19 protein-coding genes and 2 pseudogenes are annotated in these 20,326 nt (G+C 71.9%); 13 read left to right on the top strand and 8 right to left on the bottom strand.

What is annotated here, in order from left to right:
• The first annotated feature begins 64 nt into the window (after positions 1 to 64).
• Positions 65 to 937: a class I SAM-dependent methyltransferase gene (locus tag AB0J97_RS30875; protein ID WP_364094989.1), complete on the top strand. Its 873-nt coding sequence runs from the start codon at positions 65 to 67 to the stop codon at positions 935 to 937.
• 140 nt (positions 938 to 1,077) lie between these two features.
• Here AB0J97_RS30875 and AB0J97_RS30880 read toward each other — a convergent pair whose 3' ends face one another.
• Positions 1,078 to 4,371, bottom strand: a complete 3,294-nt coding sequence (locus tag AB0J97_RS30880; protein WP_364094992.1) for a serine/threonine-protein kinase — start codon at positions 4,369 to 4,371, stop codon at positions 1,078 to 1,080.
• Between the two features lie 199 nt (positions 4,372 to 4,570).
• On the opposite strand from AB0J97_RS30880, the gene AB0J97_RS30885 reads away from it, so the two are divergent.
• Positions 4,571 to 4,894: a hypothetical protein gene (locus AB0J97_RS30885; protein ID WP_364094995.1), complete on the top strand. Its 324-nt coding sequence runs from the start codon at positions 4,571 to 4,573 to the stop codon at positions 4,892 to 4,894.
• A 212-nt stretch (positions 4,895 to 5,106) separates the two neighbouring features.
• On the opposite strand, the gene AB0J97_RS30890 is transcribed toward AB0J97_RS30885, so the two are convergent.
• Positions 5,107 to 5,637, bottom strand: a complete 531-nt coding sequence (locus AB0J97_RS30890) for a hypothetical protein (protein WP_364094998.1) — start codon at positions 5,635 to 5,637, stop codon at positions 5,107 to 5,109.
• Between the two features lie 129 nt (positions 5,638 to 5,766).
• Positions 5,767 to 6,501, bottom strand: coding sequence for a helix-turn-helix transcriptional regulator (locus tag AB0J97_RS30895; protein WP_364095001.1), 735 nt, complete (start codon positions 6,499 to 6,501; stop codon positions 5,767 to 5,769).
• 67 nt (positions 6,502 to 6,568) lie between these two features.
• Here AB0J97_RS30895 and AB0J97_RS30900 point away from each other — a divergent pair, with 67 nt between their 5' ends.
• The 3 genes and pseudogenes from AB0J97_RS30900 to AB0J97_RS30910 form a co-directional block, all read left to right on the top strand.
• A complete protein-coding gene (locus AB0J97_RS30900) occupies positions 6,569 to 7,954 on the top strand; it encodes an MFS transporter (RefSeq protein WP_364095128.1) in 1,386 nt (461 codons plus the stop codon).
• Positions 7,955 to 8,185: 231 nt separating this feature from the next.
• Positions 8,186 to 8,743, top strand: coding sequence for a GNAT family protein (locus tag AB0J97_RS30905; RefSeq protein ID WP_364095004.1), 558 nt, complete (start codon positions 8,186 to 8,188; stop codon positions 8,741 to 8,743).
• Between the two features lie 82 nt (positions 8,744 to 8,825).
• A pseudogene (locus AB0J97_RS30910) lies at positions 8,826 to 9,002 on the top strand (GntR family transcriptional regulator); the annotation flags it as partial.
• Positions 9,003 to 9,130: 128 nt separating this feature from the next.
• Here AB0J97_RS30910 and AB0J97_RS30915 read toward each other — a convergent pair.
• The 3 genes from AB0J97_RS30915 to AB0J97_RS30925 form a co-directional block, all read right to left on the bottom strand.
• Positions 9,131 to 10,075: a hypothetical protein gene (locus AB0J97_RS30915; protein ID WP_364095134.1), complete on the bottom strand. Its 945-nt coding sequence runs from the start codon at positions 10,073 to 10,075 to the stop codon at positions 9,131 to 9,133.
• Positions 10,072 to 10,404: a helix-turn-helix transcriptional regulator gene (locus tag AB0J97_RS30920; protein ID WP_357701430.1), complete on the bottom strand. Its 333-nt coding sequence runs from the start codon at positions 10,402 to 10,404 to the stop codon at positions 10,072 to 10,074. The genes AB0J97_RS30915 and AB0J97_RS30920 overlap by 4 nt, the downstream gene beginning before the upstream one ends.
• A gap of 136 nt (positions 10,405 to 10,540) precedes the next feature.
• On the bottom strand, positions 10,541 to 11,704 hold the full coding sequence (locus AB0J97_RS30925) for an MFS transporter (protein WP_364095007.1): 1,164 nt from the start codon (positions 11,702 to 11,704) through the stop codon (positions 10,541 to 10,543).
• Positions 11,705 to 11,777: 73 nt separating this feature from the next.
• Between AB0J97_RS30925 and AB0J97_RS30930 the strand changes: the two genes are divergently transcribed.
• Positions 11,778 to 12,368, top strand: coding sequence for an XRE family transcriptional regulator (locus tag AB0J97_RS30930; protein ID WP_364095011.1), 591 nt, complete (start codon positions 11,778 to 11,780; stop codon positions 12,366 to 12,368).
• Here AB0J97_RS30930 and AB0J97_RS30935 read toward each other — a convergent pair.
• Positions 12,344 to 12,712: a hypothetical protein gene (locus tag AB0J97_RS30935; RefSeq protein ID WP_364095014.1), complete on the bottom strand. Its 369-nt coding sequence runs from the start codon at positions 12,710 to 12,712 to the stop codon at positions 12,344 to 12,346. The two genes, AB0J97_RS30930 and AB0J97_RS30935, sit on opposite strands and share 25 nt — an antisense overlap.
• A gap of 45 nt (positions 12,713 to 12,757) precedes the next feature.
• Here AB0J97_RS30935 and AB0J97_RS30940 point away from each other — a divergent pair, with 45 nt between their 5' ends.
• The 7 genes and pseudogenes from AB0J97_RS30940 (at position 12,758) to AB0J97_RS30970 (ending at position 19,187) form a co-directional block, all read left to right on the top strand.
• On the top strand, positions 12,758 to 13,543 hold the full coding sequence (locus AB0J97_RS30940; protein ID WP_364095017.1) for a hypothetical protein: 786 nt from the start codon (positions 12,758 to 12,760) through the stop codon (positions 13,541 to 13,543).
• A 69-nt stretch (positions 13,544 to 13,612) separates the two neighbouring features.
• Positions 13,613 to 14,389 (top strand): hypothetical protein, encoded by a 777-nt coding sequence (locus AB0J97_RS30945; protein WP_364095020.1) that lies wholly within the window; start codon positions 13,613 to 13,615, stop codon positions 14,387 to 14,389.
• A pseudogene (locus AB0J97_RS30950) lies at positions 14,386 to 14,531 on the top strand (serine dehydratase beta chain); the annotation flags it as partial. The gene AB0J97_RS30945 and the pseudogene AB0J97_RS30950, both read left to right, overlap by 4 nt.
• Positions 14,532 to 14,575: 44 nt before the next feature.
• Entirely contained in the window at positions 14,576 to 14,722 is a 147-nt protein-coding gene (locus AB0J97_RS30955; protein WP_364095023.1) for a hypothetical protein, read from the top strand.
• Positions 14,723 to 14,765: 43 nt separating this feature from the next.
• On the top strand, positions 14,766 to 17,222 hold the full coding sequence (locus tag AB0J97_RS30960; RefSeq protein WP_364095026.1) for a cellulase family glycosylhydrolase: 2,457 nt from the start codon (positions 14,766 to 14,768) through the stop codon (positions 17,220 to 17,222).
• A 325-nt stretch (positions 17,223 to 17,547) separates the two neighbouring features.
• The gene (locus AB0J97_RS30965) at positions 17,548 to 18,468 is read left to right on the top strand and encodes a PmoA family protein (protein WP_364095029.1); all 921 of its coding nucleotides are present in this window, start codon (positions 17,548 to 17,550) and stop codon (positions 18,466 to 18,468) included.
• Positions 18,465 to 19,187, top strand: coding sequence for a cupin (locus AB0J97_RS30970; protein ID WP_364095032.1), 723 nt, complete (start codon positions 18,465 to 18,467; stop codon positions 19,185 to 19,187). The genes AB0J97_RS30965 and AB0J97_RS30970 overlap by 4 nt, the downstream gene beginning before the upstream one ends.
• Before the next feature lie 54 nt (positions 19,188 to 19,241).
• Here the strand turns inward: AB0J97_RS30970 and AB0J97_RS30975 are convergent, their stop codons facing one another.
• Positions 19,242 to 20,243 carry a LacI family DNA-binding transcriptional regulator gene (locus AB0J97_RS30975; RefSeq protein ID WP_364095035.1) on the bottom strand — a complete coding sequence of 334 codons (1,002 nt, stop codon included), beginning with the start codon at positions 20,241 to 20,243 and terminating at the stop codon, positions 19,242 to 19,244.
• Positions 20,244 to 20,326 lie beyond the last annotated feature (83 nt).

Here is a 20,326-nt window from a genome sequence, read left to right on the forward strand (position 1 = left end):
GCGCGGCCGCGCCACCGCGGAAATTCGGTAGCTTCCGCGCAGCGGTCGTCGTTACCGTGCCGGGGTGATCTACGAGCATCCTCTGGCGTACGTGCTGGGCCTGGAGGGCATCGCCCTGATGCGGGCCTACACCGGCGAGCACGACCGCGCGTTCGTCGAAGCGCGCCTGGCCGAGATCCGCAAGCTCCTCGACAACGACTCCCTGGCCGACGCCGCCGTCGAGGTCACCCGCGTGGACACCGTGGCCGGTTACCGGATCTGGTCGCAGACCTACGACGCCCCCAACTCCGCGTTCGACCTCGACGAGCCCTTCATCAGGGAGATCGTCGACGCGCTCCCGGTCGGCGACGCGCTCGACGCGGCGTGCGGCACCGGCAGGCTGGCGGCCTACCTGGCCGGTCGCGGCCACCAGGTGCGCGGCGTCGACAGCTCGCCCGACATGCTGGAGCGGGCGCGCCGGCGGGTGCCACAGGCAGAGCTCCGACTGGGTGACCTGTCGTCCCTACCGATACCCGACGAGTCCGTCGACCTGGTGGTCTGCTCGCTGGCGTTGACGCATGTGCCAGTGCTTGACCCGGTGCTGGCCGAGTTTGCCCGGGTGGTGCGGCCGGGCGGGAATGTGGTGATCGCCGACATCCATCCCGAGGGCGTGGCCCGGGGAGTGGTCCCGCCCGTACGACTGCCCGACGGACGGCCGGGCAGGGTGGCCACCTACCGACATCTGGTCGGAGACTACCTACGAGCCGCACTGGCGGCGGGGCTCCAGGTGCGGCGGTGTGACGAGCCCCTGCACCTGCCAGGCGAGCCGGGCGAACGGACCGACGTCCTGGAGCCGTGGGACGTGTGGCCGTGGGCCCTGTGCAACCTGGCCCCCGAGGCGGCGCACGCGGCCGTCGCCGGAACGGCGTCGATGCTGTTCTGGCACTTTCAGCGCTAGCCGGCCAGCGCGCGCAAGGCCGTCACCGTGGCGGGCTGGGGCCGATCCCGCTGACATGCCGATCAGCCGAGCCCGCTCGCTGTCCGACAAGGGGATCTCCACTGCGGACGGTCCTGGATGTGCCACAAAGGCGGATGACACTAGGGACACGCCTTTCTGTACGGCAGCGTGGGTACGATCACCCGCCACTGGGCCGCGCTCAGCCCGCCCGCCTTCGCGCACACCGCAGCCGCCAACGCCTCCCCGCCCACGGCGTGCCGCCTGACGACGCCGTTGCCGTCCACGGTCAGCACCGCCGACCCGTCGGCGGTGAACGCCACGTCGAGCGGCTGCCCGATCTCCGGGTCCTGCCCGCCGCCCTCGTCGAGCAGCGCGCCCAGGTCCGTACCCGACATCACGTCCACGAGCCGCACCCTGCCCCCCACCTGGAGGGTGGCGAGCAGGTCCTCGCGCGGCGAGTAGGCGGCGGGGTCGCCGAACCCGCGCGCGGTGGCGAGCCTGCGGCGCGTGGCCACGTCCCAGACCGTCATCCGGCGCCGCTCGTCGAGCACCACGACCGCCTTGCCGGAGCGGGTGAAATACGCGCGCACCCCCTCGGCGTCCCTGCCGCCGCCGCCGAACGCCTGCCCCGAAGGCTTGCCGCCGGCCGTCTCCAGCAGGTGCAGGCGGTCGCCCGCCACCACCAGCGTCCGCCCGTCGGAGGAGAAGGCCGCGTACTTCGCCGCGCCCGCCTGAGCCGACCACAAGCGCCGCCTGGTCTGCCGGTCCCACAGCTCGACCCCGCCCTTCTCGGTGACCACGGCCAGCCTGGTGCCGTCGGGAGAGAAGGCCGCCTGGACGGCCGACGTGCGCAACGTGCCCTGGACGGCGGCCGAGGCGGTGTCCACGATCCGCACCCCGGGCCCGAACGTGGCGACGAAACGGGAGTCCGGGCTGAACACCGCGTACTCCGCCTCCGGCAACGCGCCGACGCTCCTCCCGCCGACGGCCGACAGCTCGCCGTCGCGGACCACGAACCGCCCGTCGCCGCTCAGCGCCGCCGTGCCCACAACATGATCGTCGTCCTTCGTGGCCAGGTCGGCCACGTCCACCGAGAAGACCTGGTCGCCCACCAGGTAGCGGAACGTGCTTCCGTCGAAGGCGCCCTGCGCTGTCTCCTGGTCCCCCCGTACCTGGACCGTGGTGAGCAGATGCGTGTCCGACCTGCGCCAGAACTGGATGGATCGCGGGGCCACCGTCGCGACGAGGCCGGGGCCGAACACGGCCGCGCCGCCGTTCCACCTGCCCTGGGTGCCGGCGCCGTCCGTGTCGCCGATGAAGTCCTTCGCCCCGGTCCGCAGGTTGGTCAGCTCCAGCAGCCTATCGCGCCGTGCGGCCCGCCAGACCCCGTCCCGGCTGAACGTGCCCGCGGGGGCGGGCCCGAGCGCCTTGGCCGCGCCGGTTCGCAGGTCCCAGCGGGTACGCCGGTCAGCCTCCTGGAGCAGGACGGAATCGTCCCGCTCGAACGTCACGTCGACCCACTCGTTCGTGAAGTCCTTGGCAGTGGGAAAGGCGTGGTCGCTGATCGGCCTGCCGCTGACGAGGTCCACCGCGGTGGCGCGCCTGGCCGTCACGGTCACCAGCACCTTGCCCGACGGGCTCAGCGTCACGCTGTCCAGCGGCTCGGCCGGCCGGATGCCGAGCGTCCGCAGGCGCCGGCCGTTGCGCACGTCCCACACGCGCGTGGCGGTGGAATCGGCGCTGATCAGCGTGCGGCCGTCGGCGCCGAGCGTGCGTACCGTGTCGCCCGCGGTCGACGGGCGGAACATCGCCGTCTCGCGCTGCGCCAGTGAGGCCACCAGGGCCGCCCTGGTGGCCGGCGTCCGGTCCAGCCGCCAGGCCACCAGGCTCGCCAGCATCGCCTGGTGCGGGTCGCTCCCGCGCGTCGCGGTCGCCACCCCCGCCAGCCTGGCCGCCTCCGACCTGGTCAGCTGCCCGGCGATCTGCTCGGCCCGGTCGTCGGCCACCGCGCTCTGCTGTACGGCCAGCCCGCCGGCCACCAGCGCGATCACCAGCAGCCCGCCCAGGCTCAGCGACGTCAGCCGGGCCCGCCTGGCCCTGCGCCTGGTCAGGAAGGCCGCCGCGGACAGGAAATCGCGTTCGACGGGCGACAGGGTGATGTCGCGGCGGGCGGTGGCCGCCCACTCCAACGCGTTCTCCAGGCTGCTGCCCTGGAACAGGTCGCCGTCCCGGCGTCCCGCCGTCTCCCAGCGTCGCGCCGCGGCGAGGATCTGCCGGTGTACGGCCAGGCCGTCGCGGTTGGTCTCGATCCACCGGCGGTAACGCGGCCAGGCCTGGGGCAGCGCCGGTCTGGCCAGCCGTACGCCGCCGTCCTGCCTGGCCAGGAGGTAGCCGAACACGGCGAGGATCCTCCGCACGGCGGCCACCTCGTGCGGCCCCCGCCCCTCGACGAGCTCGGCCAGCTCGGCGTGCCGGGCCGACAGCTCGCCCGCCTCGTCCACGGTCACCAGCCGCAGGAACACCTCGGGGACCAGCTCGCGCTCGGCCGGATCGAGCATCGTGTACGCCTGCTCGGCCAGCGTGCCGAGCGCGGGATCGTGCCCCTGCGCGCCGATCCCGGCGGCCCGGTGGCCGCCCTGGGCGAGCAGGCGGGCGGTGTCGAGGTCGCCGTCGCCGCTGACCAGCGCCAACAGCAGCTCGCGGGCGGTCGGCCGCTGGGCCGGCTCCTTGGACAGTGCCGAGGAGACCAGCCGGCGCAGCGTCCTGGGCAGCGCGGACAGGTCGGGGGTGGCGGACAACACCTGGTGCATGACGCTTCCCAGGTTCTCGGCGTGGAACGGATCACGGCCGGTGGCGGCGAAGACGATGACGGCTCCCCAGGCGAACACGTCCGCCGAGGCGTCCGCCCGCTGGCCGATGAACACCTCGGGGGCCATGTAGGTGGGCGTGCCGCTCACCACGCCGGTCGCGGTGAGCGACATCTCGGCGGTCCTGGCGATACCGAAGTCGATCACGCGGGGACCGTCCGGGCCCAGCAGCACGTTGTCGGGCTTGAGGTCGCGGTGGATCACCCCGGCGTCGTGGATGGCGGTCAGCGCCGTCGCGATGGCGGTGGCCAGGCGGTGCAGGTCGTCGCCCGCGAAGGTCCTGCCCGCCGTGCGCAGGCTCGGGCCTTCCACGTACTCGCTGACGATGTAGGGGCGCGGGCCCTCCAGTTTGGCCTCGATGATCGGCGCGGTGCAGAACGAGGCCACCCGCTGGGCGGCCGCCGCCTCCCGGCCGAGCTGGGCCACCTGATCACCGTGCAGCACCTTGATCGCCACCCGGCGGCCGTCCTCGGCGTAGGCCTCGTACACCACGCCCTGGCCGCCGGCGCCGAGCCGCCCGGCCAGCCAGTAACGACCGAGCCGCTGAGGGTCTCCTTCGATCAACACGCTGGGTTTGATGCGCTCATCACGGACGAAGTTCCGCCCAAAATACCTATTTGCGGAGCACCGGCTTGCCGGCTCTCTTTGAAGGGCGTCTTTCCGAGGGAGCCGGCCCCTTCCCGGGAAGCACGCCGGCCATGTCCAGGCTGGGAATCCTCTGGTCCTGCCTGAGAACCAACCCACGAACCTGATCATCACACCACGCATGAGGTCATTTCAACGCGCGAGCGCGTGGCTTGCCGCGTACGTCATGGGCCTGCCCGCGCTGGGCTTGGTCGCGCTGATCCTCGCGTTACGGGGGCGGTCGTGGTGGTATGTCGCAGTGCCCTACCTGGGGCTGTTCATGCTGGCCTACCTCATAGGCCTGATCCTGCTCGCCCTGCTGCACTTCCGGCCGGACTGGCTGCGCGCGCTGGTGGCGGCGGTGGTCGTGTATGCGATCGCCTCGGTCACGCCGTTGATCGACATTACCCGTACCACGTGGTCAGATGCGGCGGCCTGCCGGTCATCGGCGACGGCTTCGGCATGAGCTACGACGTCCCCGGCGATGAGTACTACTCGGTGACACCGTTCGATCACAGGTTCTACTGCAAGGAGAAGGAGGCCGAAGCCGCCGGCTACCATCACTTCGTCTGACCCGGATCCGGCCCGGCGAGGTCCGGGGAACGGCTGGTGCGAGGGCGCGAGCGCGCCAGTAGAGGCATCGCTGCTCAAGCCTTCAACCGAGGGCTGGGATGACCCTCATCGCCGGAGGCTCCCATCCCCTGGCTCCCTGGAAGCGCGGGCCATGTCGAGAGCCAGATGCGAGCGGCGCAGGCGGCCGGTCCTCACCAAGTGGCCCAGGTCAGCGCGAGTGTCATGCATGAGCTGCAGATGGAAGTAGTTCACGTGCTCAAGCAGCGCGAACACCACCAGCGCCACCCCCGGCCAGACCTGCGCGCCGGAACCGCCCATGACCAGGCCGGCACCCACCACGACGGCCCCCGCCACCAGCAGGCAGACATTGATCCGAGAGATCACGCGATACATCCCCATCCCTGCCGGAACGGGTGCTCGGGAAGAGAGCTGGGCGAACTTCAACCACCAGTACACACCGCCCTCAGCCAGGACGAGCAGGACCAGCACAAGCCCTGCCGAGTTGGCTACGGTCAGGGGCATGCCCAGCAAACCGGTCAGCACCCCGGCGATCAGCGGAATGTTGACGAACTCCAGAACTGCCAGAGTCCTCGTTCGGCGAAGCAGGGACGCACGGGGAGACAGCACGAAGGCCATTCTCTCCGACTTGCGCTGAGCACCGGGTCCAGGCCTCCCGGGCAGCGCGAATCCGCAGCACTTGGCAGACAGGCATGCAGCGATCCGCCCAAGTTCGCCAGACCGGGCCGGCGAGGAGGGAGATCAAGGTCAACGACTGAGCAGGTAGCGCCGGGGCGTGGTACCGACCGTACGGCGGAAGGCCGCCAGGAACGCGCTCGCCGTGGCGTATCCGACGTCGTGCGCCACCCGGGACACCGGCTGCCCCTCGGCCAGCAGCGGCAGGGCGGCGCGTAGCCGTACCTGCGTGCGCCATTGGTCGAAGCTCATGCCCGTGTCGCGCGCGAACAGCCGCGTCAACGTCCGCCTGCTGACGCCGGCCGCACGGGCGTGAGCCTCCAGGCTGCGCGGGTCGGCCGGGTGCGCCAGCAGGGCGGCCGCCACCACCTGGACGCGCTCGTCGGTGGGCTGCGGCACGTCGATGGGCCGGGTGGGCAGCGGGCGCAGCAGGTCGGGCAGCACCGCTTCGGCGCGCAGCCGCGCGTCGTCGGGGAGATCGGTGCGGGCCAGGTACCCGATCAGTTCGGCGAGCAAGCCGTCGACGCCGACCGCCGTCGGCTCGGGCCAGTCCAGCGGGCAGCGCTCCGGCGCCAGGTACAGGCTGCACAACACCGCGTCGCGGGTCGCACCGGTGGCATGGGTGACACCCGCGGGCAGCCACAGCGCCCTGGTGGGAGGCAGGACCCAGTACACCTCGCCCACGCCGACGCTCAGGACGCCGCGCCGGGTCCAGGCGAGCTGGTGGTGGGTGTGGCTGTGCGGGGGGATCCACTCCCCCGAGGCGAGCGGGAAGTGGCCGACGATGATCGCGCTCATGTCCTCCATGCGACATAGTCTGGCCTCATCGCGGATTGTGGCCAAATGTGGCGGGTCATAGCGTCGTCGGGTGCCGATGATTGTGTTGTGTCTTGTTCAGTTCATGCTCGTGCTCGATGACACCGTCGTGAACGTGGCCCTGCCCAGCATCCGCGATGAGCTGGGCTTCAGCGCGTCCGGTTTGCCCTGGGTCGTCAATGCCTACTTCCTGGCCTTCGGCGGGCTGCTGCTGCTGTGCGGCCGGCTGGCTGATCTGCTCGGCCGTCGCCGCGTCTTCCTCATCGGGGTGGCGCTGTTCGGGGTGGCCAGCCTGGCCTGCGGGCTCGCGCAGGAACCGTGGCAGCTCGTGATCGGGCGGTTCGTGCAGGGCGGCGGTGCTGCGATGGCCGGCCCGGCGGCGATGTCGATGATCACGTTGCTGTACCCGGGGCCGGCGGAGCGAACCAAGGCTCTGGGCATCTGGGGCGGTATCGCGGCCCTGGGCGGGACCTCGGGCCTGGTGCTGTCCGGGGCGCTGACCGATCTGGTGTCCTGGCGCGGGATCTTCCTGATCAACCTGCCCGTCGTCGCCGTGGCCCTGGCGCTGCTCCCCCGGCTGGTCCCCGAGTCCCGCGCGCCCGGCCGGCGCCGCCTCGACGTTCCCGGCGCGGTCCTGGTCACCGGCGCCGCGGTGTCGCTGGTGTACGGGCTGCTGCGGGCCGGAGAGACCGGCTGGAGCGACCCGATCGCCATCGGTGCCGTCGTGCTGTCCGCTGCCTTGGGGGCGGCGTTCCTGGTGGCCGAGTCGCGGGCGGCGGCACCGCTGGTGCCCGCATCGTTCCTGGCCTCGCGGACGCGGGCGGTCGCGGGCGGCGCGACCCTGCTGTTCTCGATGGCGATGTACGCGATGTCGTTCCTGCTGATGATCCAGGTGCAGACCGTTCTGGGCTACAGCCCGCTCCTGGCCGGCATCGCCTACCTGCCCTACGGCGCCGGCATCCTGGCGGGCATGTGGCTGTCCTCCCGCGTCTCACTCAGGATCGGGACACGCTGGGCGCTCCTGCTGGCGTTCCTGGTCAACATCGCCGGCCTGCTGCTGCTGTCCGGCGTGGCGGCGGGCGACTCCTACATCGCCCACGTCCTGCCCGGCATGCTCATACTGAGCGTGGGCAACGGGCTGAGCCTGCCCGTCATGGCGGTGGCCGCGGTCGACGGCACCACCGAGGAGGACGCCGGTCTCGGCTCGGCCCTGTTCACCTCCGTCCAGCAGATCGGCGGTGCCGTCGGGGTGGCCGCGTTGGCCGTCATGGGCTACTCAGGCGGGCTCATGGCGGGCGCGGTCTGCGTGGCGCTCGGCGCCGTACTCATCGCCGTGCTGCTGCCCTCGCGTGCCGGCGCCCCGCAGCAGCCAGCTGGTACGTCCGAGACGGAACGTTTCGGGGAAGCGCGTCCAGCGCTGAACCGGCTTGATCGGCCAAGGTGACCGCGACCAGGCAAGCCTGCAGCGGCGGGATGTTGCATTCCCCTTCGGTCTCCTCCTGCGGCTTGGATTGGGCGGCACGAAGCGGGGCGGCCGGATCCTCGCGGGCGGTGCGCTCCCGACCGCCTTCCTGCTCGGCAGCCTGCCTTGGTACGTTCGAGCGCCCGCGGGCATCCCCTGGCCCTGCCCGGCGCGGGCCTGCGCGGCGCAGGCCGGCCAGTAGGGTCGGCGTCCATGTACCCGGTAACGTTCTCCTCCCCGAGGCTCACCCTCCGGGAATTCGTCCCGACAGACGTTGACGGGCTTCTGGCCATCTACGGCGACCCGCGGGTCACCGAGCACATGAGCTTCGAGCCCCGGAACCGTGAGCAGGTCGAAGGCGCCATCGCCGGCGTGGTCGAGTCGGCCCGGAACGAACCGCGGACGGACTACTCCCTCGCCGCGGTGCTGCCGGACGGCGGCGAGCTGGTCGCGTTCGCACGCCTCTCGATCGACCTCGGCCATCCGCTCCAGAACAGCGCCCAGATCGGGTTCGCGCTGCGCTCGGACCGGTGGCGGCAGGGCCTGGGCGCCGAAGTCGTACGCCTGCTCCTGCGGCTCGGGTTCGAGCAGCTCGACGTCCACCGCATCTGGGGCGCACGAAGCCCGGTCAACGAGGCGTCCGGGCGGGTCATGAGCAAGCTGGGGATGGTCGAGGAGGGCGTCATCCGCGGGCACCTGAAACTCGCATCCGGTTGGCGGGACTCCGTCGTGCATTCGATTCTTGCCCCGGAATGGGAGCAGACCAGGTAGATGAGGTTGGTCCAGGAGGACTCACCCCAGCGGCGTTGTTCCCCCGGTGTCACGCCGGACTGTGCCCTGGGACCCTCGGGTCATGAGTGCAGGAGGGGCAGGTGCCCAGGATGTCGTGATCGACTTCGGGGCGGACCGGCCGCTTCACGGGCAGCCGGCCGACATCATCCGCGCCGACATCAAGGCCGGACGGTTGAAGCCCGGGGACAGGATCCCGTCGGAGACGCGGCTCCAGCAGATCCAGGGGGTCGGGCCGATGGCCGTACGGCAGGCCCTGCGCGGTGAAGGGCTGATCGTGACGATCGAGGGCAGCGGGGTGGCCGGCGGGCCGTACAAGGTGAGGGCCGTTCCAGGCTGCCTGGTCGTTGATGCGCTGGACGTTCTTCCTCAAGTGGCCGGGGCTCGTCTCTGGCCGCTCCGCCGCCGGGTCAGGGCAGCCGCGGCGGCGAAGGCCAGCACCGCACACCCGAGCTGGGCAAGGGCCGTGGAGGTGGGCACCGACGGCAGGTCCCCGAGGTCGCCCAGGGCCGCTGCGGGCAGGAACAGCAGCAGCGCCGCCCGCCGACCCACGGTCGACCGGCACGCGTACCCGGCCGCCAGCGCGACCACGATCAGCCACGGCACCGGCTTCCAGCTCGTGATCACATGGTCGGCGATCGCGTCCACCCAGCGCGCGCGCACGACGGCCTTGCCGGCGATGAGCCCCACCAGGGCGAGCGGCCCCCACAACAGGAAGGCGCCCCGGGGGATCAGCCCGACCGCACGGTAGGCCACCGGCATGAAGGCGATGACCAGCGCCATCACCTCGGCCACCAGAAGGGGACCGTGGTTCGGGAGGAACAGCAGGTCCAGATTCAGTTCAGGGCCCGGATGGCCGGCCTGACGCAGCGCGAACGCGACCACGGCGAGCACGGCGATCCACCGGCGGCCGAACAGCACGGCCAGCGCGGGCAGGGCCGCGACCAGGGCCGGCTCGGTCAGGAAACGGATCGAGCTTGGTTGCTCCAGAAAGGCCGCGCCATGACGCAGGGACTCGGCCGCCCGCAGTGACACGGTCGCCACCTCGGAGACCAGCATCAGGAACGGCCACAGCGCCACGGCGACGGCCGGCCCGTCACGCCAGGCGCCCGCCGAGACCGGCCCGAAGGCCCGCCGGGCGTGCACCAGCGCCGCGCCCCGCAGCAGGTCGGCCACGTCAGCCAGGTCCGGGCGGGTCTGTCCGGGCCGTGCCCCTGCCTGCAGCACGCCCATCATCTCCGCTTCGTGCCGCGCCCGGTGGTCGCGGGGATAACAGGCCAGCAGCCGCCGGTAGCGGGATTCGAGCGGGCTCATGCCGCGCCTCCCGAGCCGATCGCGCGCAGGCGTGCGGTGGCAGCTTTGGCGTGCCTGCGCATCCGCTCGGCCTCCGCCGCCAGTCTCGCCGCGCCGTCGCCGGTCAGCCGGTAGTAGCGGCGTACCCGGCCGTCGACGATCTCCTCTCGGTCCTCGGTGATCAGGCCCTCTTCCTGGAGCCGGTCGAAAGCGGCGTACAAGGTGCCGGCGCGCAGGCGAACCTGGCCCTCGGAGATGCGCTCCACGTCGGTGATGACGCCGTACCCGTGTTGTGGACCGGCGGCCAGCGCGGTCAGGATCAGGAAGGTCGGCTCCTGCATCTGCCTCATGTGATCAATATATGCCGGTCATCTATCTATGGGCGAGCGATCGTCGCAACCGTTCAGGGGGCAGGACGGATCACATGTCGACGTCTCCGCGAAAGGCATGGCCGGCCTGCCGGCCGTACGGCCGGGCAGAGATCGGTCAGCTTGCGGCCGACCGCGTTGCATCTGCGTACCTGATGGCCAGGGGTGCGATGATGCCTGCGGCGACGAAGAGCAGCGCCAGGACGCCCCAGGTCCAACCGCCCACCAGTTGGAGCATGCCGGTGATCAAGACGGGGCCGAGAACGTAGCGGCTGACCGAGCGACCCATGCCGAACGCCGCCAGGTACTCGCCTCTCTGATCATCCGGAGCGAAGGCGTACGACAATGTCCAGGACGCGGGGACAGCGATCAATTCCGCCGCGGTGAGCATCACCAGCGCAGCACAGAAGAGCGCAAGAGGTATCGACTGGGCCGCGTACCAGAACAACAGACAGGCAGCCGCGGCGAATGCCGCAGCGACGGGCTGACATCGCCGCGCAGCTCTGAGGCTTGTGATGTGGCGTGCAATGAGAGCTTGAAAGGCGAGCGCGAGGACTGTGTTGATGGCGTACAGCACCCCGAGTAAGCCGTCCGGCAATGTGGTCGCTTGGGCGAGCCACAGCGGAAAGGCGAGGTTGAGGATCGGTTGCCAGAGCTGCAGTACGCCATCCACACCAGCCAGCGAGAGTAGCCGCAGGTCACGTAGCACGCCCAAGCCTCGCCGGACCGGGGCGGGCTCTTCGGTTCGAACCGGTTGGGGCAGGGTGGCGAAGGCCGCGGTGACCAGAAGATAGGCTGCCGCGTTGGCCAGGATGATGGTCCGGAAGAGACCGGTGCCGGCCAGCAGCCCCCCGAGTGGACCGCCGACGCTGATCGCCAGATTGATCACAGTCCGATACGAGGCCAGCACCTTAACCCGGCTGTCTCCTTCGACGATCTCCGCCACGTACGCCTGGGTCAGCGCAGTCGCGATCTGGTCGGCGACCGTGATGATCGTGACGACCACGAGGTACCCCCACCAGTCTCCGACAAAGGCGTAAGCGGCGGTTCCGGCAGCGCGCAGGGCATGCACCAGCACCAGTGCCCGCCGGACACCGTAGCGGTCGGCCGCCCGGCCCAGTGGTATCGCGGCGGCTATGGCCGCGGCCCCCGCGATGCTCATGCCCAGCCCGACCTGGCCTGCGGCGAGCCCGACCACGCCGGTGAAGTAGACGGCCGAGAAGGCCAAGAAGAGCCCTGAGCCGAGGAAGTCCACGAAGCTGGCGCCGAGCAGCCGCCGCACCGCTCGACGCTCGGTGCGACCAGTATCTTGTGTCATAGTCGCACTATTTTGCACTCTAGGGGAGCATTGCGCCATGACCGATCCCGCCGAGGCCGTAGGCCACACCCTCGCCGCAAACCTGCGCGCCGCACGTCAAGACCGAGGCTGGCGGCTGGAAGAGCTGGCCACACGGTCCGGCGTCAGCCGCGGCATGCTCCAGCAGATCGAGACCATGCGCACCAACCCCAGCATCGCGACGCTCGCTCGGATCAGCGCCACGCTCGGTGTTTCGATCGGCGAGTTGGTGGAGCCCCCGGAGGAGCTCGGCCTCGTCTCCCGTGCCGCCGACGCCGTGGTTCGCTCCGAAGGCCGAACCAGGCTTTTGATCAACGACAGCCAGCCGCCTTTCACCGAGCTCTGGGAGTTCCGGCTGCCTGCCGGCGACAAGATCTCCACGCCCGCGCATCCGCCCGGCACCCGGGAACTGCTGCAGCTCCACTCGGGCAGCGTCGCGGTCACCGTCGGCGGGGCACTCTTTCAACTCGCCGCGGGAGACGCACTCCGGATGCGGGGCGACCGCCCGCACGCCTACAGCAGCCAAGGCCCGGAGCCGGCCCACTTGACGATGGTCGTTGTCTATGCGGGCGCCCGAGACCCTCGCTACGCGGGCCTCGTCCCCGGCTGATCCGACGGTCTGGCGTGCTCCCAGCGTTCGACGAGGAGGGCGGGAGGGGGCGTGGTCCCGGGCAGTTGGGGGTGGCCGGGGCGGAGGCCGTCGAGAGCGATGGCGATCGCACGCTTTCGGGCGTTGCGGGCCGCGTCGATCAGGTCGACACGGTCCTGCCGGTCGAGTTGTTCGATCAAGGGGGACTTGCCGAGTTGTTCGATCAGTAGCGAGATGTCCATGGCCGTGGCGTCCGGTCTGAGCACTCCGGCGGCGTGCGCGCGGGCCACCAGATCCCGCATCAGCTCGTCGGACCTGGTGAACTTGGCGGCCATCTCGTCGGTGACGGCGATCGTGCCGGCCAACGGCCCGAGGGAGCCGCCGCTGAACTCGATGCAGGCGCTGACGTAGTGAGCGAGCCCTTCCCAAGGGTCGTCGTGTTGCAGGCCGCGCTCGGCGCCGTCATCGTCGCCGACCGGGCGGGAAAGGGGCTGCGTACCGCGCCGCGCGACGCGCTCATCACCCTGTCGGCTCCCGAGCCGCTGCTCGGCCGGGCCTTCGGCATCCACCGGGCGATGGACAGCATGGGCGCGTTCGCGGGGCCGCTGGCCGCGCTCGGCGTCCTGACGGCCGTCGGGGCGGCCACCCCGGCCGCGTTCGACGCGCTGTTCCTGACCAGCTTCTGCGTCGCCGTCGCCGGGTTGCTGGTCCTGGCCGCCTTCGCCCGCGACCGCCGGGACAGGCGGCCCGCGGCCTCCGCCGTCACCCTCCGCGCCGCCGGCGGCCTGCTGCGGGCCGCCGGGGTCCGCAGGCTGCTCTACGCCGCCGGCCTGCTGGGACTGGCCACCATCGGCGACGGCTTCGTCTACCTGCTGCTGTGCAGCGCCCTGCCGGCCGCCCTCGTGACCGTGGCCGCGCTCTGCTGCTACGGCGCCTTCTACGCCGCCACCGACGGCGTGCTGATGGCGCTGGCCGGTCCCCTCCTGCCCGCGGACCTGCGTACCACCGGGCTGGCCTGCGTGCAGACCGTGCAGGCCCTGGCCTACCTCGGCTCCTCCCTCGCCTTCGGGCTCGCCTGGACGAGCTGGGGCAGCGCCGCGGCGACCGGCGCCGCGGCGGTCGCCGCCGCCGTGGCCGCCACCGCCACGGCCGCCCTCCTGACGGGCCGCCGCACGACCGTGGAGGACGCGCCGTGACCGGCCGCGTACGGCTCCTGATCGCCGGCATCGCCGGGCGACCCCGCCGGAGCGCGCGCGATCTCCACCTTGTCGTGCGCCAGGCTGTACGCGGCCGGCAGCACCGGGCTGTGCCTGCGCGTGGACCCCGGGCTGACGACGTACCAGCTCGCGGTCCTGGACGCGCACCTCCGGACGGTCAGGGAGATCCCCCTGGTCGGCGTGCCCAACCGGGCCAGGGTCTCGCCCAGCGGCCGGCTGGTGACCTGGACGGTCTTCGTCACCGGCGACTCCTGCAACGGCGGCCGCTTCTCCACCCGCGTCGGCATCCTCGACACCCGTACCCAGGAGCTGATCCCCACCCTGGAGGACTGGCCGGTCACCGTGGACGGGAGGCCGTACCGGGCCAGGGACCTCAACTTCTGGGGCGTCACCTTCACCTCCGACGACCGCCGCTTCTACGCGACCATGTCCACCGCCGGGCACCGCTACCTGGTGCTCGGCGACCTCGACGGCCACCGCCTGCGGGCCCTGACGGACAACGTCGAGTGCCCCTCGCTCTCCCCCGACGGCACCCGGATCGCCTTCAAGTCCGCGCTCGGCGGCGATCCGGCCCGTGGCTGGCGCCTGTCGGTGCTGGACCTGGCCACCCGCCGGATCACCCCGCTCGCCGAGCCCCGCAGCGTGGACGACCAGGCCGCCTGGATCGACCAGCGAACCGTCGCCTACGCCCTCCCCCGGGGACGGGAGCACGCCGACGTCTGGACGGTCCCCGCCGACGGCACCGGCACCCCGCGGATTCTCATCCCCGACGCCGCGTCCCCCGCCGCCCTCGGTGGCGGCGCCATCGGCCCGGAGGCCCAGTGATCAGCGCGTTCGAACTCTTCAGCATCGGCATCGGCCCCTCCAGCTCGCACACCGTGGGACCGATGCGCGCCGGCTCGGGCACGGCACCGGCAAGGCCGTGCTCCTCGGCCTGATGGGCGAAGAGCCCGCGACCGTGGACGTGACCACCGCCGACGAACGCGTCCGCGTCCTCTGCGAGGACCGGCGGTGACGGCCGCGCGGATGGCCGTCCGGGGAAACGGGCAGCACATCGTGTCACTCGACACGGCGATCAGGAGCATGCGCGAGACCGGCGCGGACATCACCGCCGAGCACGACCCGGTGCCGTCGTGGTTCTCAGCCCTTCTTTTATGAGCAATGCTCATGTATGGTCGCCGACACTATGAGGAACCGCTGGTTGTCACCGATCGCCGTCGTGGTGCTGGCCGCCGTCATCGCGGTGGGGGCGGCGTTCGATCCGTCAGGGCTGGCCGCGCCGTACACCTGGACCGGCGCCGATCTGCTGCCCGTCGCCGGGCTCTGGCAGGTGGCCGCGCCGGCCGTCTACGTGCCGCTGCTGCTGACGGGGGTCGGAGTGCTCGCGTGGACGGTCGCGCGCGGACGTGCCCCGCTACGTACGGCACTGCTGGTCTGGGGCGCGGTGGTGTGGTCGGCGATGGCGGCGAAGCTGGTGATGTCGCTGGTGATGGCCTTCGGCGATGTGGTCTACCTGGCGTGGTCGACCGGCTTCACCGGCGTCAAGGCGGCGATCTTCGGTCTGCCGGTGCTGGTGGCCGCCTGGCTCGCCCAGCTCCTGCACCGCCGCCTCGCCCCACCTCCTCCTGCGTCGGCCTCTTCACCGTCCCCGGGGCCGGAGGCCAACCCCGCCGCGGCCGCGGGGACGTTCTTCCCGCGGGCTTCCGGGCCCGGATGGGCGGCAGCGGGGGTGGCCGTGGTCCTGGCCGCGTCGGTCGGCCGGGTGTGGTGGGGCGGCTCACCCGTCGGGTACGCCATCGGCGACTCCCCGCTGGCCCCGGCGCCCGAGGCGGGACCGCTGGGCTGCCTGGCCGCCGTCACTCTGCTGGGCGTGCTGACCTGGGCACTGAACCGCGGGCTCGGTGCCACCACGTCGCCCCGGGCCGTCGTCGCCGGACTCTCCGCTCTGGGCGCGGCCGCGACGCTGGGCCTGGTCGAGGTGGCCATCGGGATTTCCGGCGACCTGGCGGGCGGCGACCTGTTCTGGGCCCCGGCGATCATGCTTCGCCTCGCCCCCGCGCTCTCCTTCGGCGCCCTCCTCGCCCTCGGGACGGCGACGATCGTCGCCCTCCTCCAGCCGGTGCGAAGAACCGGCCTTCTCCCGCCGCGCAAGGGCGTCGCCTCTTCCGTACCGGTCCGGACGGCGGTCGTCGTGGCCGCGGCGGCGCTCGCCTTACCGCTCCTGCAGCCCGGCGCCACCGCCGCACCGCCACCGCGCACCAAGGCTCTGGGGCTCTCGGCCGACCGCAGGATCGTCGACGCCGACGGCAACGAGGTGCTGCTGCGGGGCGTGAACGTCAACCAGCTCGAAGACTACTTCCAGAGGCGTCCGGACAAGGCGGTGACGCGACCGCTCACCGAGGCCGACTTCGCCGGCATGGAGCGGATGGGCTTCAACGTCATCCGCCTGGCTCTGTCCTGGTCGGCGCTGGAGCCCCGGCCCGGCCACTACGACCCGGCCTACCTCGCCAGGATCTCCTGGGCCGTCGAGACCGCGGCCCGGCATGGCATGCGCACGGTCATCGACATGCACCAGGACGCGTGGGGCAAAGGCGTCGACGCCGCCCCAGGAACCACCTGCCGGAACGGTTCCCCGATGCACGGCTGGGACGGCGCCCCCACCTGGGCCGACCGCTTCGACGGCGCCCCCAGGTGCGAGTTCACCGGACGCGACATCTCACCGGCCGTCGCCCGCGCCTTCACCAACTTCTACCAGGACAGGGACGGCATCCAGACCCGCCTGGTCGCCGCCTGGGGCATGCTGGCGGAGCGGTTCGCGAACGAGCCGATGGTCGCCGGATACGACCTGCTGAACGAGCCGGGCTTCGGCGAGGCCCCGCCGATCACCTCCGGCGTCCTGCTCGGCCGCTACTACGACCGGGCGATCAAGGCCATCAGGGCGGGCGAGCGGCGCGGATTTCCGCACCTGATCTTCTTCGAGCCGTCCGTGCTCTGGTCGGGTCTCGGCTTCGAGGTCTCGGTGCCCAAGGACTTCACCGACGACCGGCTGCTCGTCTTCGCTCCCCACCTCTACAACGAGTCCATCACCATCGACCAGGGCACCGGCGTCACCGTCACGAGCATCGAGCGCGGCTTCGAGCTGGCGAGCCGGGCGGCGCGGTACTACGGCGCCGGGCTCTGGTCAGGAGAGTGGGGTTGGTTCGGCGACCCCGCCTCGGCCCCGATCGCGAGATACACCGACCAGGAGGATCGGCACCGCATCGGGGGCGCGTTCTGGGTCTGGAAGCAGTCCTGCGGCGACGCCCACGCCGACACCGACTCCAGGACCGGCGGCAACCTCATGATCGAGGACTGTGCCACCGGGAAGGACCTGCCCCCGCCCGCCGAATACGTCACCGAGCTCTCGCGTCCCTACCCCCGCTCCGCCCCCGGCCGCCTGACCGGCCTGACGTCGGACCGGGCGAGCCTCACGGCCCGGGGCGAAGGCAGCGGGTGCGGCCTCGACGTCTGGTTCCCCGGCAACGCCCGGCCGTCCGTCCATGGCACCGGGCTCAAGGACGTCGCCGCCCGGCAGGCGCCGGGCGGCTGGCGCATCACCGGCTGCACCACGGGCCCCTACGACCTGACCGCCCAGGCCCCCGCCGAGGGCACCCGATGACGGCCACGCCGACTTCGGCGCCGTCGCGACCGGCGCGACGGTCGCCGGCGGCTCTGCGCCCGGCCTGCCTGACCGTCACGAACGCTTCCGCCGCAGTGCGCTGCCACCCGTGAGCGATCGGGACGAGAACGCAGAGATTTGACCCCGAGGGGCGGTCGGCATAGCTTGATCAAGCAAAAAGTGATCGATCACTCTTGGTCTCTCCCCCCGAGGCTTCGTGGCGCGGCCGACGGGAGACCGGGAGCGGCGGTCCGGCCATGCACTCCCCCGGGCGGCGGCCACGCGCCGGCCGCCGCCGCCCGCTCCCAGCAGAAGGACCCGCCCCATGCCCCACACCATGCCCGACACCACGCTCGCCGTTCGCGAAGAGGACGACTCCCTGGCCATCACCGCCGGCGACGTGCGGATCGCCCGGTACGTCCACCAGCCGGACGCTCCCGACGCCGAGTCCCCCAAGCCCTACCTCCACCCCATCCGCAGCCTGTCGGGCGCGCCCATGTCGGTCTACCGGCCGCACGACCACCGCTGGCACAAGGGCCTGCAGATGACCTGGGCGCACCTGTCGGGGCAGAACTTCTGGGGCGGCCCGACCTTCTCGGTGGAGCGCGACTACCACTGGGAGGACAACCACGGCCACATCAACCACCTCGCCTTCACCGACGTCACCTCCGACGGAACGCGGGTCGTGGTCGAGGAGAGCCTGCACTGGCTCTCGGCCCGGGGCGAGCACTGGATCACCGAGCAGCGCCGCCAGGTCTTCCACGGCGTGGACGGCGCGCGCGGCATCTGGGCCCTGGACTTCACCACGACGCTGCACAACGTCCGCGGCGCCACGCTCGACTTCGGCAGCCCCACCACACACGGCCGGCCGATGGCCGGGTACGCGGGCTACTTCTGGCGCGGCCCCAGGTCCTGGACCGGCGGCACGATCATCGGCGCCGGCGGTCTGGGCGGTGAGGAGATGATGGGCGTCGAGGCACCGTGGCTGGCCATGGTCGGGCAGCACGACGGGATCGACGGCGGCGGGACCGTGCTGGCCGTCGCCGGGCACTCCAGCGCGCCGGCGCCGATCAAGTGGTTCGTCCGCAACGAGGCGTTCGCCGTGATCAGCCCCTCCCCCTCCTTCGACGAGGAGATCGCTCTGGCCGACGGCGACACCCTCGAACTCGCGCACCGTTACGTCTTCGTCGACCACATGTGCGACCGGGCCGAGCTCGACGAACTCGGCACGGAGTTCGCGCTGTGACCCCGTTGTTCCCCGGCGGCACCTCGATCAGCGATCTGGCGGTCTACGACTGGGAGTGCGCCGACGGTGTGCACGGCGGCACGCCGCACCTGCACACGGTCTCGACCGAGGCGTATGTCGTGACCGCGGGCCGCGGGGAGGTGCACACCCTCAGTGCCGCCGGCTTCGCCCGCGACCGGCTCGAAGCGGGCACGGTCCTGTGGTTCTCGCCCGGGACGATTCACCGCCTGGTCAGCGAGGACGGGCTCCGGCTGCTGGTGATCATGCAGAACGCGGGCCTGCCCGAGGCCGGCGACGCCGTGCTCACCTTCCCCGCCGACGTCCTGCGCGACCGCGACGCCTACCTCGCCGCGGCGACGCTGCCGGTGGGGGTTTCGGAGGACGAACGGGCGGCGGCCGCACGGGTCCGCAGGGACCTGGCGGTCGCCGGGTTCCGGCGGCTGGTGGCGGACGCCGAGGAGCGCGGCGGGCAGGCGCTGGCGGACTTCCATCGGCTGGCGGCGGCGATCGTGCGCCCCCGGGTCGCGTCCTGGAAGGAGTTGTGGGACGGGACCGTCGCCGCCGAGACCGAGCGCACGGGGTCACAGCTCGACGCGCTCGCGGGTGGTGATGCCGCCCATCTCGGGCAGGCCGCCGTGGTGCGGACCACGCCCGGGCCGCCGGGCCCTCGCGCGTTCGGCATGTGCGGCCGGCTGCGCACGTGGGCGCCGCGTCCCTGATCGGGCGGCCGGCGGGTCCTGTGGCCGGATCGGCGCCGACGTGCGGGCCGGTCCTCAGGCGGGCGCCGGACCGGCCGTCTCTCGGACGATGACCCGGTTGATCGACCGGTCGGACGGAGGCGGCGCGGGCTCGCCGCGCACCGCCGCGATGAGCCGGGCCATCGCCTCCCGCCCCTGCACTTCCCGGTCGACCGCCACGGTGGACAGTGAGGGGGTGGCGAAACGTCCCAGTTCCTCATCGTCCCAGCCGAACACGCTGACATCGCCCGGGACCCGCCAGCCCCGTGACAGCGCCGCGCGTACGGCCCCCATCGCCACGTGGTCGTTCACGGCCACGATGGCGGTCACGCCGCAGCCGTCGGGCAGACCGCGAACGGCGTCGTAGCCGGACCGGGAGCTCCAGTCACCGAGCGCGACGCCGTACGAGATGAGCCCGCGGCGCTCGATCGTCTGCTCGAAGACGAGCTTGCGGTTGCGGGCCGAGGCCCAGCTCTGCGCGCCCGCGATGTGGAAGAAGACCCGGTGGCCGAGCGAGGCGAGACAGTCGATGATCTCCTCGACCGGGGAGGCGTCCGCCAGCTCGTTCGTCCCGCGCAGGTGGTCGTCGTAGTCGCCCGTGACGACGATGGGCACCGGCGAGGCGGCGAGATCGGTCTCCAGAGGCGTCAGCGACAGGACGCCCTCGACCTGCCCGGAACCGGCCAGCTCCAGCACCCGCTCCGCCCTGGCCCGCGGATCTCCCTCGACACTGAGAACCTCCAGCTGGAAGCCCTCGGCGTGCGCCGCGGCCGCGGCGGCGCGGAGCATGCGCGCGGGCCACAGGTAGTCGGAGGCGGGCAGGGTGACCGCCAGCCGGTTCGTGTGCCGCGTGCGCATGGAACGCGCGACGAGGTTCGGCCGGTAGTTGAGCTCCTGGACGACCAGGTCGATCTTGGCGCGGGTCGCCGGTCTCAGGGTCTCGTTCTTCCTGAAGTATCGGGAGACCGTCTGGTGCGACACGCCCGCGCGCCGGGCCACCTCGTGGATCGTGAGGCGCGGCGTCTCGGCCTCGTCCAAGGGCCCCCTCTCCTCGCGCTGCGCGTCACAGCCTAGCCGGTCGCCCGTTCGCCGGGCGACGACGAAGTGATCGATCACCTCGT

The organism is Nonomuraea sp. NPDC049607, from assembly GCF_040675375.1.
Classification (GTDB): Bacteria; Actinomycetota; Actinomycetes; order Streptosporangiales; family Streptosporangiaceae; genus Nonomuraea.

What these genes read in the sequence shown, in the direction of transcription:
- AB0J97_RS30905 (WP_364095004.1), top strand. Translation starts at nt 8,186, where the DNA reads ATGTACCCGGTAACGTTCTCCTCCCCGAGGCTCACCCTCCGGGAATTC.
- AB0J97_RS30915 (WP_364095134.1), bottom strand. Translation starts at nt 10,075, where the DNA reads ATGAGCCCGCTCGAATCCCGCTACCGGCGGCTGCTGGCCTGTTATCCC.
- AB0J97_RS30930 (WP_364095011.1), top strand. Translation starts at nt 11,778, where the DNA reads ATGACCGATCCCGCCGAGGCCGTAGGCCACACCCTCGCCGCAAACCTG.
- AB0J97_RS30890 (WP_364094998.1), bottom strand. Translation starts at nt 5,637, where the DNA reads ATGGCCTTCGTGCTGTCTCCCCGTGCGTCCCTGCTTCGCCGAACGAGG.
- AB0J97_RS30965 (WP_364095029.1), top strand. Translation starts at nt 17,548, where the DNA reads ATGCCCCACACCATGCCCGACACCACGCTCGCCGTTCGCGAAGAGGAC.
- AB0J97_RS30900 (WP_364095128.1), top strand. Translation starts at nt 6,569, where the DNA reads ATGATTGTGTTGTGTCTTGTTCAGTTCATGCTCGTGCTCGATGACACC.
- AB0J97_RS30895 (WP_364095001.1), bottom strand. Translation starts at nt 6,501, where the DNA reads ATGGAGGACATGAGCGCGATCATCGTCGGCCACTTCCCGCTCGCCTCG.
- AB0J97_RS30920 (WP_357701430.1), bottom strand. Translation starts at nt 10,404, where the DNA reads ATGAGGCAGATGCAGGAGCCGACCTTCCTGATCCTGACCGCGCTGGCC.
- AB0J97_RS30885 (WP_364094995.1), top strand. Translation starts at nt 4,571, where the DNA reads ATGAGGTCATTTCAACGCGCGAGCGCGTGGCTTGCCGCGTACGTCATG.